Source organism: Microbulbifer guangxiensis (assembly GCF_021729075.1).
GTDB classification, from domain to species: Bacteria; Pseudomonadota; Gammaproteobacteria; order Pseudomonadales; family Cellvibrionaceae; genus Microbulbifer; species Microbulbifer guangxiensis.
On the sequence record NZ_JAJSAQ010000001.1, the window covers coordinates 893,081 to 910,177 of the forward strand.

At 61.5% G+C, this 17,097-nt stretch carries 13 protein-coding genes and 1 pseudogene; 4 read left to right on the forward strand and 10 right to left on the reverse strand.

Annotated features, from left to right (window positions below):
- Positions 1-5: 5 nt before the first annotated feature.
- The 8 genes from truA to leuC all read right to left on the reverse strand — a co-directional run bounded on the left by truA (position 6) and on the right by leuC (position 11,361).
- Complete coding sequence (truA, locus tag LVD12_RS03995; RefSeq protein ID WP_237065804.1) at positions 6-884, reverse strand: tRNA pseudouridine(38-40) synthase TruA; 879 nt, start codon at positions 882-884, stop codon at positions 6-8.
- A gap of 84 nt (positions 885-968) precedes the next feature.
- Positions 969-3,917, reverse strand: coding sequence for a FimV/HubP family polar landmark protein (locus LVD12_RS04000; RefSeq protein ID WP_237065807.1), 2,949 nt, complete (start codon positions 3,915-3,917; stop codon positions 969-971).
- Between the two features lie 198 nt (positions 3,918-4,115).
- The gene (locus tag LVD12_RS04005) at positions 4,116-5,111 is read right to left on the reverse strand and encodes an Asd/ArgC dimerization domain-containing protein (RefSeq protein ID WP_237065809.1); all 996 of its coding nucleotides are present in this window, start codon (positions 5,109-5,111) and stop codon (positions 4,116-4,118) included.
- A gap of 97 nt (positions 5,112-5,208) precedes the next feature.
- Positions 5,209-6,510 (reverse strand): hypothetical protein, encoded by a 1,302-nt coding sequence (locus tag LVD12_RS04010; RefSeq protein ID WP_237065811.1) that lies wholly within the window; start codon positions 6,508-6,510, stop codon positions 5,209-5,211.
- Positions 6,511-6,611: 101 nt separating this feature from the next.
- Positions 6,612-7,727, reverse strand: a complete 1,116-nt coding sequence (gene asd / locus LVD12_RS04015; protein WP_237065813.1) for an aspartate-semialdehyde dehydrogenase — start codon at positions 7,725-7,727, stop codon at positions 6,612-6,614.
- Between the two features lie 79 nt (positions 7,728-7,806).
- Positions 7,807-8,880: a 3-isopropylmalate dehydrogenase gene (gene leuB / locus LVD12_RS04020; protein ID WP_237065815.1), complete on the reverse strand. Its 1,074-nt coding sequence runs from the start codon at positions 8,878-8,880 to the stop codon at positions 7,807-7,809.
- A gap of 379 nt (positions 8,881-9,259) precedes the next feature.
- Complete coding sequence (gene leuD / locus LVD12_RS04025; protein ID WP_237065816.1) at positions 9,260-9,907, reverse strand: 3-isopropylmalate dehydratase small subunit; 648 nt, start codon at positions 9,905-9,907, stop codon at positions 9,260-9,262.
- A gap of 2 nt (positions 9,908-9,909) precedes the next feature.
- A complete protein-coding gene (gene leuC, locus LVD12_RS04030) occupies positions 9,910-11,361 on the reverse strand; it encodes a 3-isopropylmalate dehydratase large subunit (RefSeq protein ID WP_237065819.1) in 1,452 nt (483 codons plus the stop codon).
- Between the two features lie 132 nt (positions 11,362-11,493).
- Between leuC and LVD12_RS04035 the strand changes: the two genes are divergently transcribed.
- Together LVD12_RS04035 and LVD12_RS04040 are read left to right on the forward strand one after the other, a co-directional pair.
- On the forward strand, positions 11,494-12,393 hold the full coding sequence (locus LVD12_RS04035; RefSeq protein ID WP_237065820.1) for a LysR family transcriptional regulator: 900 nt from the start codon (positions 11,494-11,496) through the stop codon (positions 12,391-12,393).
- A 107-nt stretch (positions 12,394-12,500) separates the two neighbouring features.
- The gene (locus LVD12_RS04040) at positions 12,501-13,238 is read left to right on the forward strand and encodes a TIGR04219 family outer membrane beta-barrel protein (RefSeq protein WP_237065822.1); all 738 of its coding nucleotides are present in this window, start codon (positions 12,501-12,503) and stop codon (positions 13,236-13,238) included.
- 549 nt (positions 13,239-13,787) lie between these two features.
- Here LVD12_RS04040 and aroC read toward each other — a convergent pair.
- Both aroC and prmB read right to left on the reverse strand, forming a co-directional pair.
- The gene (gene aroC, locus LVD12_RS04045) at positions 13,788-14,879 is read right to left on the reverse strand and encodes a chorismate synthase (RefSeq protein WP_237065824.1); all 1,092 of its coding nucleotides are present in this window, start codon (positions 14,877-14,879) and stop codon (positions 13,788-13,790) included.
- Positions 14,880-15,012: 133 nt separating this feature from the next.
- Positions 15,013-15,954, reverse strand: a complete 942-nt coding sequence (gene prmB / locus LVD12_RS04050) for a 50S ribosomal protein L3 N(5)-glutamine methyltransferase (RefSeq protein WP_237065825.1) — start codon at positions 15,952-15,954, stop codon at positions 15,013-15,015.
- Between the two features lie 185 nt (positions 15,955-16,139).
- On the opposite strand from prmB, the pseudogene folE reads away from it, so the two are divergent.
- Both folE and LVD12_RS04060 read left to right on the forward strand, forming a co-directional pair.
- Positions 16,140-16,682 (forward strand): annotated as a pseudogene (gene folE / locus LVD12_RS04055) (GTP cyclohydrolase I FolE); the annotation flags it as partial.
- 70 nt (positions 16,683-16,752) lie between these two features.
- Positions 16,753-17,097 carry a 5-carboxymethyl-2-hydroxymuconate Delta-isomerase gene (locus tag LVD12_RS04060; RefSeq protein ID WP_237065827.1) on the forward strand — a complete coding sequence of 115 codons (345 nt, stop codon included), beginning with the start codon at positions 16,753-16,755 and terminating at the stop codon, positions 17,095-17,097.

The window sequence follows — 17,097 nt, forward strand, 5'->3', positions numbered from 1 at the left end:
ATGAATCAGGTTGGCAGGCCGCCCAGCGGTAGAGGCACCAGTAGCGGCCCCGGCTCACGGACCGGTAAACCGAACCCGGGCGGATACTCCACATCCACCAGGTACAGCCCGTAGGGCGGCGCCGTCACCCCGGCCACCGTGCGGTCACGCGCCGCCAGGACCTCGCCGATCCATTCCGACGGCCGCTCCCCGCGCCCGACTGCCATCAGTGCACCGGTAATGTTGCGCACCATATGGTGCAGGAACGCATTGGCGCTCACCTCCAGCACGACCAGCTGGCCCACCTGGGCGATGTCCAGGCGCGTCAGTTCACGCACCGGGCTCCTGGCTTGGCACTGGCTGGCGCGGAAACTGGTGAAGTCGTGGCGTCCCAGCAGGTGTGCGGCTCCGGCCCGCATGGCATTCAGGTCCAGGGGATACTGGGTCCAGGTGACTTCCGCAGCGCAATGGGCCGAGCGGGTCGGTGCACTGTGGATCAGGTAACGATAACTCCGTGCACGGGCGGAAAAGCGGGCGTGAAACTGGGCCGGCACCTCCTTTGCCCACCGCACCCGCACCTCATCCGGCAGCTTGGTGTTGACGCCCTGCACCCAGGCGCGGTCGGGACGCCGGGCACGGGTATCGAAATGGATGACCTGTCCGGTGGCGTGCACACCGGCATCTGTGCGGCCGGCACAGACGAGGGTGACAGGCTCTGCGGCAATGGCCGAGAGCGCTTTTTCCAGCCAGGCCTGCACCGTGTCGGCCGCGGACTTCTGTTTCTGGAAACCGTGCAGCTTCGCACCACTGTATTCGACTCCCAGCGCCACGCGGCAAACCCCCTCCGGCAGCGTCTCACCCTGGGGCACTTCTCCATTGGGCTTGTAAATGTATTCGCCGCGCATAGGCCGCCAGCACTCTTCGCTCACTGAATCACAAACATAAAAAAACCCCGCAGCCTGTGCGAGGTTTTTTCTCCGGAAACGCTGTTACGCCATGCGCTCCAGCATCTCCCGGGCCCGGTCGCGATGCTCGCCCTGACCTTCCTCAACCACCTCGTTGAGAATATCGCGGGCGCCGTCGCGGTCTCCCATATCCATATAGGCCTGCGCCAGCTCCAGTTTGGTACCGACTTCGTCACTGCCATCGAGCAGGTTCAGCTCGGAGTCCAGGTCACCCTCCAGGTCGAATCCCAGGTCCTCGAAATCCTCCTCGCTGGTGGAAGCCGCAGCGGGCTGTTCAGAGACTTCGGAAACAGCTTCACGGGTCTCGCCGGGCTGCTGCTGGCTGGACGGCTGGGACGGCTCCAGGTCGCCACTGATATCATCCAGATCGACGGAATCCAGGTCCAGCTCGCCACCGAGGTCGCTGAAGTCCTCCAGAGCATCGCTGTCATAGCCCTCATCGGACTTCGCAGCGGTCGCGTCAGACGACCCTGCCTCGCTGTCACCGACGGGAGTCAGATCTAGGTCAAAGTCCAGGCCGCCATCACGCTCGCCCGCCTGCTGAGCACTCACCGGCTTTTCGTTAGCGGCCGGGTCAGTACCCAGGTCGAGGTCCAGATCCAGGGAACCAAAGTCTTCTTCCTGAGCGTGTTCACTGCTGTCGGCTTCGGCTTTGGTGTTCGCGTCGCTATCGCTGTCCAGTTCCAGGCTTTCCAGCTCCAGGTCAGCGGAAACCAGATCGTCGAGATTGAAGTCATCGCTCTCACTCTCTGACGCCACATTACCCGCCTTTTCCTGACCTTCGAAATCACTGTCGAGGTCAAAATCAGTATCGAGGTCGAGGGAGAAGTCATCCTCGAACTTGTCGCTACCCTGAGCGCCGCCTTCGAGACTGTAGTCGTTATCGCTTGAGTAGTCCGCTGCCAGATCGTCCAGCAGGCCCGCATCGCCCTTGGATGAAGGTTCTTCCGCAGAGAACTCGCTGTCGAAAGAGGCGCTGATATCATCGAGTTGCGCTGCTTCCAGAGACTCACTGGAGAAATCCATGGAGGACGGTGCCTCGAAGGGTCCGGCACCCGCAATGCTCTCGCGGAGGCGAGCGGCGCGGTCTGCCGCAGGTCCGTCACTGACCTCGAGAAGCTTGCGGTAGTGCTCGTCAAACTTGCCTGCATCCTGCTGGTGCGCGTAGACCTCCAGCAACATCAGGCGCGCATCCACGTTTTGGGGCGAATTCTCGAGTCCGGCGATCAGCTTGCTCTCGGCTTCGCCATACTGGCCCAGGGACAGATGGATCTCCGCCTCGGATACCGGATCATCAGTACCGATGTCATCCAGCTCACCCAGGTCAAAGTTGTCATCCATTTCAGCACTGCGCGCTGCGGCAAACCCGTCTTCTGAACCGGACTCAGAGGGCGCATCGGCAAGGGAGCGCTCGGCAGCCATTTCGGCTTCCACGCGGCGCATTGCTTCTTCCTCTTCCCGGCGACGGCGCCAGGAAACGAAACCTGCCAATGCGATCAGCAGTCCGCCGATACCAATACCGATCAGCTGAATGTTTTCCATCAGGCGATCGAGCAGGGTCGGTTCGGACTGTGTCTGTACCACCACCCGGTTGCGCTGGTCAGCCAGGCTGTCTGCCTCCGCGGGCTCTTCCGCTGCAGCAGCTGTCTCAGAGGTGCCCTCCCCTGCCGGCTCGACTGCATCTTCAGCAGCAGAGAACTCAGCGCTCTCCGCCTCGTCGGCCACCGACAGGGGGTCGACGGACGGCTCAGCCTGGCTGGAGGCGTCCTGAACTGCCTTGAGCTCTTCATTGGACACCTCGACGAGGCGCTCCATGGTGTCGATCTGCTCGTCGAGTTCGGAGATACGCTCCTGAAGCTCCTCATTTTCGAGACGGGACTTGTCGAGCTCTTCCTCGGTCACGGCCAACTCACCGGCCAGCGCATCGCTTTCACCGGCACCACTGCCGGAACCGGACTGTACGGATTCATTGTCGCCCGGCGCGGCCAGGCTTAAACGGCCCTCGACAGATTCGCCGACGCCGCTATCGGCGGCAGCGGCCCGGGCATCCAGCGGCGCTCCGGTGGCCTCCGGGGCTCCGGTGCGCTGGCGCCAGGATTCATTCTGGGTGGCCACCTCGGCGACGGCCTCGGACAGCGTCAGCTGACGAACCTGGTCGGCATTCGGCAACCGCAGCACAGCACCCCGCTTCAGCAGGTTGATGTTGTCATTGATGAACGCTTCCGGGTTCAGGCGCTGGATGGCCAGCATGGTCTGGTGGACAGAGAATTCTCCACCGGCGCGGTTTTCCAGCGCGATTTCCCACAGGGTCTCATTGGCCGACACGGGGCCATATACCTGGCTCTGCTCGGCGGCCGGGGTCGCGGGTTCACTGCGCAGCTCGACCGGTTCTTCCGCGACGGGCTCGGGACGCGGCTCGGGCTGGGTGGGTTCTTCTTCCAGCGCCGGTTCAGACTGGGGAACCGGCTCGGGTTGTACGGGAGCGACCGGCTGCGGGCGCGGTGCCGGTGCCTGGCGCTGCACCTGCTGGCGCTCGCGTTCGGCGGCGCGGACCGGCTGGCTGGGCGCGGTATCGGAGAACGCCGGCAGGTCCATCAGCAGGGTGTATTCACGCAGCAGGCGACCACTGGGCCAGCGGGTTTCCACGAGGAAATTGAGGAAAGGTTCGCGAATGGGAGCGCGGCTGCTGATGCGAATCACCGGCTCACGCCCGGAATAATCCACATCGAAACTCAGTTCGGTCAGTAAATAGGAGCGATCGACACCGGCCCGCTCAAAGTCCTCGGGGCTGGCGAGGCGCACTTTGATCTCGCCTTCGCCGAGGCCACGAGTCTGCAACAGACTGATTTCTGCATTGAGAGGCTGGTTGAGGGCCGAGTTCAGTTTAACTTCACCCAGGCCGAGCGCTAGAGCCGCGTTGCCACCCAGTGCGCTGACCAGACCCACCGCAAGTGCCAGCTTTCGCACACGCATAACCGATTCCCTTTATTGTTAGAATCTACCGGGTGTTCCGAAACAGACGCGCCTTCCGAAAACCCCATCACTGTACAGTAAACGTTCAACAGAACGTTTGCCGCAAATGTCATCGCCGGCGGCTGTTCAATTCGCCACCACCCCAAGACCGGTGAAAGTTAAGGTGAAACCTTCACTATGGCCGCTAAGTATTAATTATCAGTGGTTTTTTAGCAACAAGTGCACAACCTGGGCGCAATTCATTGCCAGATCCCGACGCAAATTGTCTGAAGCTGCACAAAAATTGAACTGCTTCGGGTTCAGCAGGCTCTGTCTCAGCCGGCCTACCAGTGTTTCCTCTCCGCCGACAGCCTCCTGTGCAGAGGGGCGCTCTGTCATCTTCAGGCGAGCACCGTTGCGCAACAGTGCAGCGATTTTCTCCACACCAGCCTCGTCTTTAAGCGCCACCCGAAGGTTCGCAACCTGGCCGTGAAAGACCGAGGCGGTGTTGATGGTGGCATCCATCGCGACCTGCTCGCCGAGGAGCCGGCGCAGGTCATGGATCAGCGCCAGCTCACTGAGGTTGTGGCCACTGGCCAGGGGCTTCTCCGCCGAGCTCAGGTGATTGAAGGCCAGGCGATGCCCAATGGACGGATCGATGTCCGCCTCCTGCCCGTTGAACATTTTTGCAGTTTGCGCCGCCATGGCATCCACGGCTGACTTGCCCAGCGCCGATACCGGCTGGTTCAGTACTACTTCCACGGCCTGGATCTGCTCCCGCAGCGGCAGCAGCGCCTCGGCCACCATGGCAGCCCCGGCCGAGGGCAGAGCCAGCACGCGTCGCTCGGCCTCCGCCAGGCCGGCAGCGTTCAGCATCGGATGTACCAGGGTGACGGTTTCATCACCGCGGGTGTTGTCCGCCGCATCGATCACCCAGGCACCCGCACTTTCGGCTGCCGTCAGCGCCGCCTGGGCCGCAGCGCCACCTTTCAGTAATACCACCACCTGTTCCGGGGCAAAGCGGAACTTCTCCAGGGATTCCACCGGCACATTGCGGTTGGCGAACACCTGGGGGTCCACCTCGCTCTCCTCCTCTTCCAGCAGCCTCAACTGACCCGCCTTGATGATCTCGCGCTCTTCGAGCACTTCCAGCAACGGCGGGAAGGCGGCATTGTCGATACCGATCAGTATCAGTTCGCGATTCACTTCGGACATAGAGCTCACTTCATAACAGAGGAGGGAAAAAGAGGGGGGCGATTATACCGATTGGCTGTTCAGAGAACAGCCAATCGGGTTTGGATGCCGAGGGGATTCAGAGGGGGAAATCGTGCCTGCCTCTTTCCCCCTTGGCCAGACCAATGAACTTGACGATACTGCCATTTTCCAACGGCAGCGGCTCCCCGGTATAGGGATTGACCAGCCCGGATTCTTCCGCGGGATTGCCGGCGCGTAACTGCGCAGCGAGTAGAGCCGCCCGGCGCACGCCCTCGAGATCTGCCACCCTGACGACATATTCCTCGTATTCCGGAAGCCCAACTTCCCAACTGGTCAATAATCGCCCGGGGAGGTTATAGAGCCCCAGTCCGCGCCCCTGGTTATCCAGCTGCCTGCGTGTCGACTCCAGCGCTGCCGTAAGATCCTCGAGAGGCACTTCGAGAGGCGCTCCCCAACGGGCCAGAGTCTCGGCTCGACGATTTTCGAGATCCTGTGGCTGGAAGAGGGGTTTCATCAGCAATGAGAGCATGGGCTCATATTCCCCGCTCTCCAGAATATCCTTCAGCACCCGGTTACCATACAGCCACTCCCCGGCCATTACCCGCTGGAGAGAGCGCTCTTCCACTGTCAGGGGCTCGCGCCATGCCTCCGGCACACCGCTCACATCAGGCGAGTCAGATTCCGCCAGTCGGCGCAGAATTTCGTTGCCCAGCTGAAAATGCCGGCCGACCGCCGCCCCGGCAACCATCTTGGTAATGAGCAACTCGGATTCCGCCAGCACCATGCGCCAGAAACGCAGATCCCGCTCCAGCAGCGCACTGACCTCATCCCCATTGCCCGCGGCAGCGGCCAGCATGGCCTTGCCCATCAGTAATTTCTGCCCCTCCATCACATCACTGAAGGGAACAAACGGCTCGGCGGCGTTGCGTGGGATACCTCCGCGCCAGTGCGGGTAACCGGTCAGTGTCAGGTAGCGATCCAGCAACCAGGCCTCATCCGCCACCCAGTCCGCCAGCATTGCATCGTCGGTGGACAGAAAAGCGTCCGGGTCAGAGGCAAACACACGAAAGCGGGGATCTCGATCCCGGGACACTGACCAGGTCTCACCCGGGGTGTCACCGTAATCAACCTCGTTGGCGTTGCCGGTCACAGACGACAGCCAATCTAGTTTTTTGCGCCCCCACTCCTGCGCCGATGCACCCTTCTCGCCATCAAAACCGAGCGCAGCGACGTAGGCGTTGCTGGCCTCGTCCAGCTTGGGCCGCTCGACTACGAGCGCACGCATTTGCTGGGCCACCGGGGATGGTGAGGCGTCTTCGAGATTGATGATCAGTGCGGCAACATAAGTGCCAAGAAGAAGAACAACAGGCAGGGAAATGAGCCAGACAAGGCGTTTCATAGAGAGCTCTCCGGTTTTGGTGTGCAGTCCGTTGCACACCCGATACCGCAAAGCTACGGCAGACTGCCGCGCTCGTCAAAGCGCGGCAGTAGCGCTTGGGCTCAGAGCTTGCCCAGCAGGATCAGCAGCACACGGCGCAGCGGTTCGGCAGCGCCCCACAGCAACTGGTCACCCACGGTAAATGCAGACAGGTATTCTGGGCCCATGCTCAGTTTGCGCAGGCGGCCCACCGGAATATCCAGCTTGCCGGTAACTGCCGTGGGAGTCAGTTTTTCCAGGGTGGCCTCGCGCTCGTTCGGCACCACGGAAACCCAGTCATTGGCGCCGTCAATCAGGCGCTCAATCTCCTCCATGGGCACGTCTTTCTTCAGCTTCACGGTGAACGCCTGGCTGTGGCAACGCATGGCGCCGATTCGCACGCAGGTGCCATCCACGGGAATGGTGCTGTCGGTGCCGAGGATCTTGTTGGACTCCACCTGGGCCTTCCACTCCTCGCGGCTCTGGCCGGATTCCATCTGCTTGTCGATCCACGGCAGCAGGCTGCCGGCCAGCGGCGCACCGAATTCCGCCGTCGGGAATTCACCGGAGCGCATGGAATCTGCCACCTTACGATCGATCTCCAGAATGGCGGAGGCCGGGTCGGCCAGTTCATCGGCCACGCCGTCACGGATGGCGCCCATCTGCGAGATCAGCTCCCGCATGTTCTTGGCACCGGCGCCGCTGGCGGCCTGGTAAGTCATGGCGGAAATCCACTCCACCAGGCCAGCCTTGTACAGACCACCCAGCGCCATCAACATCAGGCTCACGGTGCAGTTACCACCGATGAAATTTTTCACGCCACTATCGATACCCTTGTCGATCACTCCACGGTTGACCGGGTCCAGGACGATGATGGCATCGTCCTCCATGCGCAGGCTCGAGGCGGCATCGATCCAGTAACCCTGCCAGCCTTTTTCACGCAGCTTTGTGAACACTTCCTTGGTGTAATCACCGCCCTGACAGCTGACGATGGCGTCCAGTGCCGCCAGTGCATCCAGATCGTAGGCATCACCCAGTGGCGCTACCTCACGGCCGATATCCGGTGCCTTGCCCCCCGCATTGGAAGTGGAGAAGAAAACCGGCTCGGCGATGTGGGCAAAATCGTTCTCGGCGAGCATGCGCTCCATCAACACCGAGCCAACCATGCCGCGCCAACCAATAAAACCTACTTTTTGCATTGCAGTATCCTGTTCTTTCTATGTTCGTTTGCGCCCCTGTCAGTCGGGGCATCCGGTGCCGTGAAAAGAAACGGGAATATCAGAAAGCGGCCACCACTGCCGCGCCCATCTCTGCGGTAGAAACCTTCCTGGAACCATCGGTAACGATGTCCGCAGTGCGCAGTCCTTCGTCGAGAACCTTGCTGACGGCGCTTTCGATCGCGGCGGCCGCCTCGCCCATATCCAGTGAATAGCGCAGCATCATCGCCGCAGACAGAATCGTCGCCAGCGGATTGGCCACGCCCTGCCCGGCGATATCCGGTGCTGAACCATGACAGGGCTCGTAAAGACCGAAGCCACTCTCGTTCAGGGACGCTGACGGCAGCATACCGATAGAACCGGTGAGCATGGCGGCCGCATCGGACAGGATGTCACCGAACATATTGCCGGTCACCATCACGTCAAACTGCTTGGGTGCGCGCACCAGCTGCATGGCCGCGTTGTCCACATACATGTGGGACAACTCCACATCCGGATATTCCGGGGCCAGGCGATCCAGCACTTCGCGCCACAGCACAGTCACTTCCAGCACGTTGGCCTTGTCCACTGAGCATAGCTTGCCGTTGCGCTTGCGCGCCGCCTCGAAGGCAGTGCGGGCAATGCGCTCGATCTCTGACTCGCTGTACACGTAGGTGTTGTAGCCCTGCTTCTCGCCGTTCTCCAATGTACGGATGCCGCGCGGCTCACCGAAGTAGATGCCGCCGGTGAGCTCGCGCACGATCAGGATATCCAGACCGGAAACCACCTCCGGCTTCAATGACGAAGCCGCAGCCAGCTGCGGGTACAGGATTGCCGGGCGCAGGTTGGCATAGAGGCCCAGCTTGCTGCGGATCTTCAGCAGGCCTTTTTCCGGGCGGATATCCCGCTCCAGCTTGTCCCACTTGGGACCACCGACTGCGCCCAGAAGCACTGCGTCGCAAGCGCCCGCCGCCTCGAGCTGCGCATCGGTGAGCGGTTCGCCGTGGGCGTCGATCGAGGCACCACCGATCAGGCCCTGCTCGAAACTGAGACCCAGATTGAATTTCTTGTCTGCGGCTTCCAGTACGGCCACCGCCTGCTCAACGATTTCCGGGCCAATACCGTCGCCCGGGAGGATCATGATTTTCTTGCTCATATTCTTTCCTGATGTGGAACCGCGTTTCTTTTCTGGCTCCTGGAGCGGCGCTGGTGCTGGTAGCCTCTTGCGAGACACGCCGTGAATACATCCCTGTAGGCTTGTCGGCGAGGTCCCTCTCGCCGACAGTCCCGCAAGAGGCTACCAGCACCAGCGCCTTCGCATTTAAGTTCAGCGCAATATCGAACTGCGCGGTTCGACGTCCAGCTCTTTGAAGCGAAGGCTTCGATGGTGAGGGACCTTTGCCAGACCTTCACCGCCATGGATGGCGGTGCAGAGCCCCCAGGGATGGGTTTACGGCGTGTCTGGCAAAGATCCCTCTCCAGTGGAGCCGCCCGGGGCCCTGCCCTTACTGCCCGGGCCACTGATTCGTAAAAACCTATTTCACCGCATCAAACAACCAGGGTGCCTGCTCACGGCGCTTGGCTTCATAAGTGCGGATATCGTCGGCGTCTTCCAGTGTCAGGCCGATATCATCGAGGCCGTTCAGCAGACAGTGCTTGCGGAAGGCGTCAACCTCAAAGGCGATGGCCTCGCCATTCGGCTTGATCACCTGCTGCTTTTCCAGGTCGATGGTCAGCTCGTAACCTTCCTGGGCATACATTTCTTCAAACAACTGAGCGACGACGTCCTCGTCCAGCACGATCGGCAGCAAGCCATTCTTGAAGCAGTTGTTGAAGAAGATATCGGCGAAGCTCGGCGCGATGATGGCGCGAAAACCGAAATCGTCCAGCGCCCAGGGCGCGTGTTCACGGCTGGAACCGCAGCCGAAATTCTTCCGCGCCAGCAGCACCGAGGCGCCCTGGTAACGGGGAAAATTCAGCGGAAAATCCGGGTTCAACGGCCGGTTCGAGCAATCCTGTCCGGGAAAACCCTCGTCCAGGTAACGCAGCTCATCGAAAAGGTTGGGGCCAAAACCGGTGCGCTTGATGGACTTCAGGAACTGCTTCGGGATGATCAGGTCCGTATCCACGTTGGCGCGATCCATCGGTGCCACCAGGCCCTTATGCTGGGTAAAGGCTTTCATCGTTAAATCTCCTCTCCGCTCAGGGCTTCTTGCCGGGTGAACTCCCGCACATCGACGAAGTGGCCGGCAATCGCGGCAGCGGCCGCCATGCTGGGGCTGACCAGGTGTGTGCGTCCGCCGTAACCCTGGCGACCCTCGAAATTGCGGTTGGAAGTGGAGGCACAGTGCTCACCGGCGCCCAGCTTGTCCGCATTCATCGCCAGACACATGGAGCAGGAGGGCTCGCGCCATTCAAAGCCGGCATCGATAAAGATCTCGTGCAGGCCCTCTTTCTCCGCCTGGGCCTTCACCGCCTGGGAACCGGGCACGATTAATACCTGCTTCACGCTGTCCGCCTTCTGGCGACCTTTGGCCACCGCAGCTGCTGCACGCAAGTCCTCAATGCGGGAGTTGGTGCAGGAACCGATGAACACGCGGTCCAGCTTGATATCGGTAATTTTCTGGCCGGCTTCGAGCCCCATGTATTCCAGTGCCCGCTCGATACCCGTGCGCCGGGTGGCATCGGCCTCAGCCGCCGGGTCTGGCACAGTCGCGCTCACCGGTGCCACCATTTCCGGGGAAGTCCCCCAGCTCACCTGCGGCTCGATTTCCTCGGCCTTCAGTTCCACGACGGCATCGAACACCGCGTCGTCATCCGAGTGCAGCTGGTTCCAGGCTGCCACCGCCTTTTCCCACTGCGCACCTTTCGGCGCGTAGGGCTTGTCTTTTACATAGTCGAGTGTGACCTGGTCCACCGCTACCATGCCGGCGCGGGCACCGGCTTCGATGGCCATGTTGCAGATGGTCATGCGCCCTTCCATGGACAGGCTGCGGATCGCCGAGCCACCGAATTCGATGGCATAGCCGGTACCACCGGCCGTGCCGATCTTGCCGATGATCGCCAGCACCACGTCCTTGGCGGTAACACCGGGTCCGAGCTCCCCGTCGACGCGCACCAGCATGTTCTTCATTTTCTTCTGGATCAGGCACTGGGTGGCCATCACGTGCTCGACTTCGGAAGTGCCGATACCGTGTGCCAGCGCACCGAGGGCGCCGTGGGTCGATGTGTGGGAGTCCCCGCAGACCACGGTCATGCCCGGCAGGGTGGCGCCGGTCTCGGGGCCGATTACATGCACGATGCCCTGCCCCGGTTCATTGATGCCGAACTGCACAACGTCAAAGTCGCGGCAATTCTCATCCAGGGTCTGGACCTGGATGCGGGACACCTCGTCGCGGATACCGGCCACACCGCCGGCACGCTCGGCAGCCTCGGAGGGCACATTGTGATCAGGGGTCGCCACCAGCGAGTCCTTGCGCCAGAGCTGGCGGCCCGCCAGGCGCAGGCCTTCGAATGCCTGCGGGGAAGTCACCTCGTGAATCAGGTGACGGTCGATGTAGATCAGTGCAGTGCCGTCTTCGCGGCTCTTGACCAGATGGTCCTGCCAGAGTTTGTCGTAGAGCGTCTGCCCGGCCATGGCCGTCTCTCCTCTTTTTTGGATGGCAGCAGTCTAAGGGGAGGCATTGAATAACATCAATTTATATTTATTATAAAGAGCAGTCCTAAAGGGAATGCATATTCCGGCACACCAACAGGGTAGTGAAACACGATGGAAATCCAGTGGCTGAGGGCCTTCCTCAGCATCGCCGAACAGGGCTCTGTCTCCGAGGCGGCAGAGCACCTGCACCTGACCCAGCCCGCTGTCAGCAAGCGCCTGGCGGCGCTGGAGCAACAGCTGGGCACTCCGCTTTTCGACCGCATCGGTCGCAAGCTGCAGCTGACCGATGCCGGCCGCGCCCTGCTGCCGCGGGCCCGGCATATCCTCAACGAGGTGAGCGACGCCGAACGCGAGTTGCGCAGCCTCGGTGGCGAGGTGAGTGGCAGCCTGCGTATCGCCACCAGCCACCACGTGGGGCTCCACCACCTGCCGCCGGTACTCAGGGAGTACAGCAACCGCTACCCCGAAGTGGCCCTGGATATCGATTTCGTGGATTCGGAGCAGGCCTACGAGGCGCTGATGGCGGGGGAATATGAATTGGCAGTGGTCACCCTGGCCCTGAAGGAATACCCGAACCTCAACGCCCGGGTGGTCTGGCCCGACCCCTGCGTGGTGGTGGCAGCACCTGACCACCCGCTGGCGCAGATGACCACTCTCGACCTGCCGGACCTGGCCCGCTATCCGGCCATCCTGCCGGATCTCAACACCTACACAGGCCGCCTGATCAAGCGGGAATTCGACGCCCAGGGCCTCAAGCTCACTGCCAAACTGGCCACCAACTTCCTCGAGACCATCAAGATGATGGCCGGGGTAGGCCTGGGCTGGAGCGTACTGCCGCGCACGCTGGTGGACGAATCACTGGCCGAACTGCCCGTCCCGCAGTTAAACGTGGTGCGCAACCTCGGGGTCATCAACCACCGCGCCCGCACACTGAGCAATGCCGCCAGCGCCCTGCAGCAGATGCTCCTGGACACGGCGTGCCACCAGGAACCACCCAAAACCGGCACTTGATCACGGAAATTGCCGAATCTGTGCACTGGACACCGCGCCGTCATGAAAAAATTAGTAAACTACGCGCCAAAACAAGAACTGGCCACATCTGACACGGAGTGAGAACCATGAAAAAAATAACCCTGGCCCTCGCGGTCGCCCTCGCCAGCGGCACTGCCAGCGCGGACACCATCCTCGGCTTTGACGCCAGCGCCGGCGTCTGGATGCCGTCCTACACCGGCGGCATCGGCAACGACGGCTTCGATATCGAGGAGTTTGCGCCCGCTGAGGACAACATCACCTTCATCCAGGCGGCGCTGGAACACCCGATCCCGCTGATCCCGAACATTCTGGTTGCCCACAGCAGCATCGAGACCGACGGCATGGCCCAGCTGGATGAGTTCGTGACCTTCGGTGACGAGACCTTCCTGATCGGCAGTGAAGTAAATGCCGACCTGAACCTGAGCCACACCGACGCCACGCTCTACTACGAACTGCTGGATAACTGGGTGAACCTCGACATCGGCCTCACTGCACGCCAGTACGCTGGTGAGCTGAATGTCTCCAGCGCACTGCAGGCCGAGACCGTCGAACTGTCCGGCTACCTGCCGATGGCCTACGGCATGGCCCGTTTCGACCTGCCCTTCACCGGCTGGTCCATCGTGGCCCAGGGCAACGGCACCGGTTACAAGGGTGACACCATCACCGACTTCACCGCCAAGGTCCGCTGGGACTTCGTACCCGCGCTGGACTTCGCCATCGAGGCCGGTTACCGCAGCATGTCCCTCGAACTGCAGGAGCTGGACGAACTCCAGAGCGACCTCGAAATCAAGGGCCCCTACCTGGGTCTGAACCTGCACCTGTAAGCCTTCACCGGCTCCGGGTACGGACAAGAAAGGCGGCCATTGGCCGCCTTTTTTGCTTCTGCCTCCTGCAATCCGCCAAACAGGCGAGACACTACCAACAAGCTGCCGAGCACATCGTGAGCACAAGAACAAAAAACTGGAGATCTGCCTTTGCTTGAAGAGAGCCGGTAGCCGGAATCGAAGGCAAGGCGCCTGCACGGGTATTTCGAACCGTCGGCGCCATGGACGGCGCCGACGGAGCGTACACGGATGTATTTACAGCGTTTCGAAATACCCGTGCAGGTGCTTTGCCGCCACCACACCTCCCTGCAACGGGAACAGGGGTTTACCACCTTCGGTTCTCCCGCTCCGATTTGGTCCAACAGGAGCAGTGCTACATAACTGAAGTAGCGTCGAAGCACCTGGCGAAGACTTTCGAAAACGCACAAGTACTTCCCTGTATGCTCCGGCGGCGCCGTCCATGGCGCCGACGGTTTCGAAAGTCTTCGCCAGGCACTCCGCCTTCGCATCACGCTTTTCACGCTGAACCGCAGGGATACGACGGATTGTTCAGCCGCCGACAGTCACAACCCCCGACTTCACATCGGCGTTCTGTGCCCGCTGGCGCAGCACATGATCCATCAGCACCAGTGCCATCATCGCCTCGGCGATCGGTGTCGCACGGATGCCCACGCAGGGATCGTGGCGACCTTTGGTCACGACTTCGATCGGGTTGCCATGGGTATCGATGCTCCTGCCGGGAATGCGCAGGCTGGAAGTGGGTTTCAGGGCGATATGGGCGATCAGCTCCTGGCCACTGGAGATCCCCCCCAGCACGCCGCCGGCGTGATTGGAGAGGAAGCCGTCCGGGGTGATTTCATCGCGGTGCTCGGTGCCCTTCTGCTCCACGCAGGCGAAACCGGCCCCGATCTCCACGCCTTTTACCGCATTGATACTCATCAGGGCATGGGCCAGATCCGCATCCAGGCGATCGAAAATGGGCTCGCCCAGGCCCGCCGGGACGCCAGAGGCGTGGACAGAGATGCGCGCACCGATCGAGTTGCCCTCCTTGATCAGCGCCTGCATGTAGGCCTCCATCTCAGGCACCTTGTCCGCGTCCGGGCAGAAAAAGGGGTTCTGGTCCACCTGGTCCCAGTCCAGCTTCTCCACCTTGATCGGTCCCAGCTGGGAAAGATAACCGCGCACCTCGATACCCAGCCGCTCCCGCAACCACTTCTTGGCGATGGCACCGGCAGCCACACGCATGGCCGTCTCGCGGGCCGAAGAGCGACCGCCGCCGCGGTAGTCGCGTACACCGTACTTTTGCCAGTAGGTGTAATCCGCGTGGGCCGGGCGCACCTGTTCTGCGATGTTGGCGTAATCCTTGGAACGCTGGTCAGTATTCTCGATCAGCAGGCCGATTGGGGTCCCGGTGGTCTTACCCTCGAACACCCCGGAGAGGATTTTCACCTCGTCACCCTCGCGGCGCTGGGTGGTGTAGCGGGAGGTGCCGGGTTTGCGGCGGTCCAGGTCCCCTTGCAGGTCTTCGACAGAAATTTCCAGTCCGGGCGGGCAGCCGTCCACGATACAGCCCAGTGCCGGACCGTGGCTCTCGCCGAACGTGGTGACACAGAAGAGCTTGCCAAAGGTGTTGCCCGACATACGCGAAGGTCCCTGCCTGCTGGATTTTTTATTGGGTGAAAACCGCGCATTATAAAGGATTAGCCGCCGGTGCGGCCGCGCGCCGGGCAAAAAGCACAGATCACTTCGCCCGGCCCGCCGACAAAGAGAGGAATTACTCTTCTGCGAAGTGGGCGTGGTAGGCGAGTAGCTCCTCGCGGCTGATCACGAAAACCCCGTGACCACCATCCTCGAATTCCGGCCACAGGAACGGCACCTCCGGGAAGGTGCGCTCCAGCGCCTCCCAGCTGTTGCCGACTTCACACACCAGGATGCCCTCCGGCTGCAGGTGGTTGGCCGCCTCCCGCAACAACCGGCGGGTAAAGTCGAGGCCGTCATCGCCGGAACCCAGTGCAATCTCCGGCTCGGCCTGGTACTCCGCCGGCATCTCGGCAAGATCGCGGGCATCCACGTACGGGGGATTGCAGACGATCAGCTCGTAGCTGCACCCTTCCAGTCCCGCAAACAGATCTGACTGCACAGCGCGGACCCGCTCGTTGAGCTGCTGCCGGTTGATGTTGATTTGCGCCACTTCCACCGCGCCGGAAGAAATGTCACTGAGGTCAACCCGCGCTTCCGGAAAGGTCTCCGCGCAGGCGATACCGATACAGCCACTGCCGCAACAGAGATCGAGGATCGCCAGTGGCTCCACCGTCAGCCACGGCTGAAATTCCTGGCGAATCAGCTCGGCGATGGGTGAGCGCGGCACCAGCACACGACTGTCGACATAGAAGGTCATATCGCAGAAGTGGGCCTCATGGGTAAGGTAGGCCGCGGGCAGCCGCTCGCTCACCCGCCGCTGCAGGATCGCCATGACCTCCCGCCGCTCGCTCATGGTCAGCCGGGCCTGGAGCACTTCCGGCTTGCTGTCCATCGGCAGGTGCAGGGTGTGCATCACCAGCGTGAGTGCCTCATCCCAGGCATTGTCGGTGCCATGGCCGAACCAGAGACCAGCCTCGTTGAAACGGCTGGTTCCCCAGCGTACGAAATCCAGCAGAGTGCTGAGGTCGCGAAGGTTTTCCGGGTTTCCCGGCGCCGATTCACGGTTTTCGGTCATTGGCTCTATCCTTGAAGAGCACGGGCCAGCAGGCCCGCGACGCCCCGCCACGTGATCCGCCGGCGTTGGCGCAAAGTAAAACAGTCCTGGAGCGCCGACACCTGTGCGCCGGATCTTTACTCAAAGGTGACAAACGCTTAGGGTAGCGCACCCCGCCCCCGGGCAGTGAAAGTAGACAGCAGGACCAGATGAAAGAACATTACGCGCGAATTATTGAGGCAATCGGCGAGGATCTGCAACGCCCGGGCCTGAGAGATACGCCCGAACGTGCGGCCAAGGCCATGGCCTACCTCACCAGGGGCTATGAGCAGACGGTGGAAGAAGTGGTCAACGATGCGCTCTTCCCCTCCGATTGCAGCGAGATGGTACTGGTCAAGGACATCGAACTCTACTCCCTCTGCGAGCACCATATGCTGCCGTTTATCGGTAAGGCGCACGTTGCCTATATTCCCGACGGTAAGGTGCTGGGGCTGTCCAAGATTGCCCGCATCGTCGACATGTTTGCCCGCCGCCTGCAGATTCAGGAGCAGCTGACAGTGCAGGTCGCCGAGACCATTCAGCGCGTTACCGGTGCCGCAGGCGTCGGCGTCATCATTGAGGCCAAGCACATGTGCATGATGATGCGCGGCGTCGAAAAGCAGAATTCCGTGATGAAGACCTCCGCCATGCTGGGTTCCTTCCGCGACCAGCAGGCCACCCGTACCGAGTTCCTCTCCCTGATCCGCTGAGGTCTAAGATTGCATGCTGGGGCACATGGATGTGTCCGCCGGCCAGAGCCCTGTTCAAGGAGTGAAGACAATGCCCCACCTGGTGATCGAGTACGCCGAAAAACTCGAGGAATCAATTTCCATCCCCGCCCTGGTCAGTTCTGCCCAGGAAGCCATGAACCGCTCCGGGCTTTTCGCCCCACACACCATCAAGACCCGCGCCATTCCGTTCCGCCACTTTATTGCCGGCGAGAAGGGTGGCAGTTTCATCCATGCAGAAGTGCGCCTGTTCGAGGGGCGCAGTGAGCGGGACCGGGAGTCGTTGAGTTCCACCGTGTTCAACACCCTGTGCCAGTTCGCAGACGGTGTACCGGCGGTGACGGTCGAAGTGCGTGAAATGGATCCGAGCTGTTATTCAAAGCGCCTGCCGTTCTAG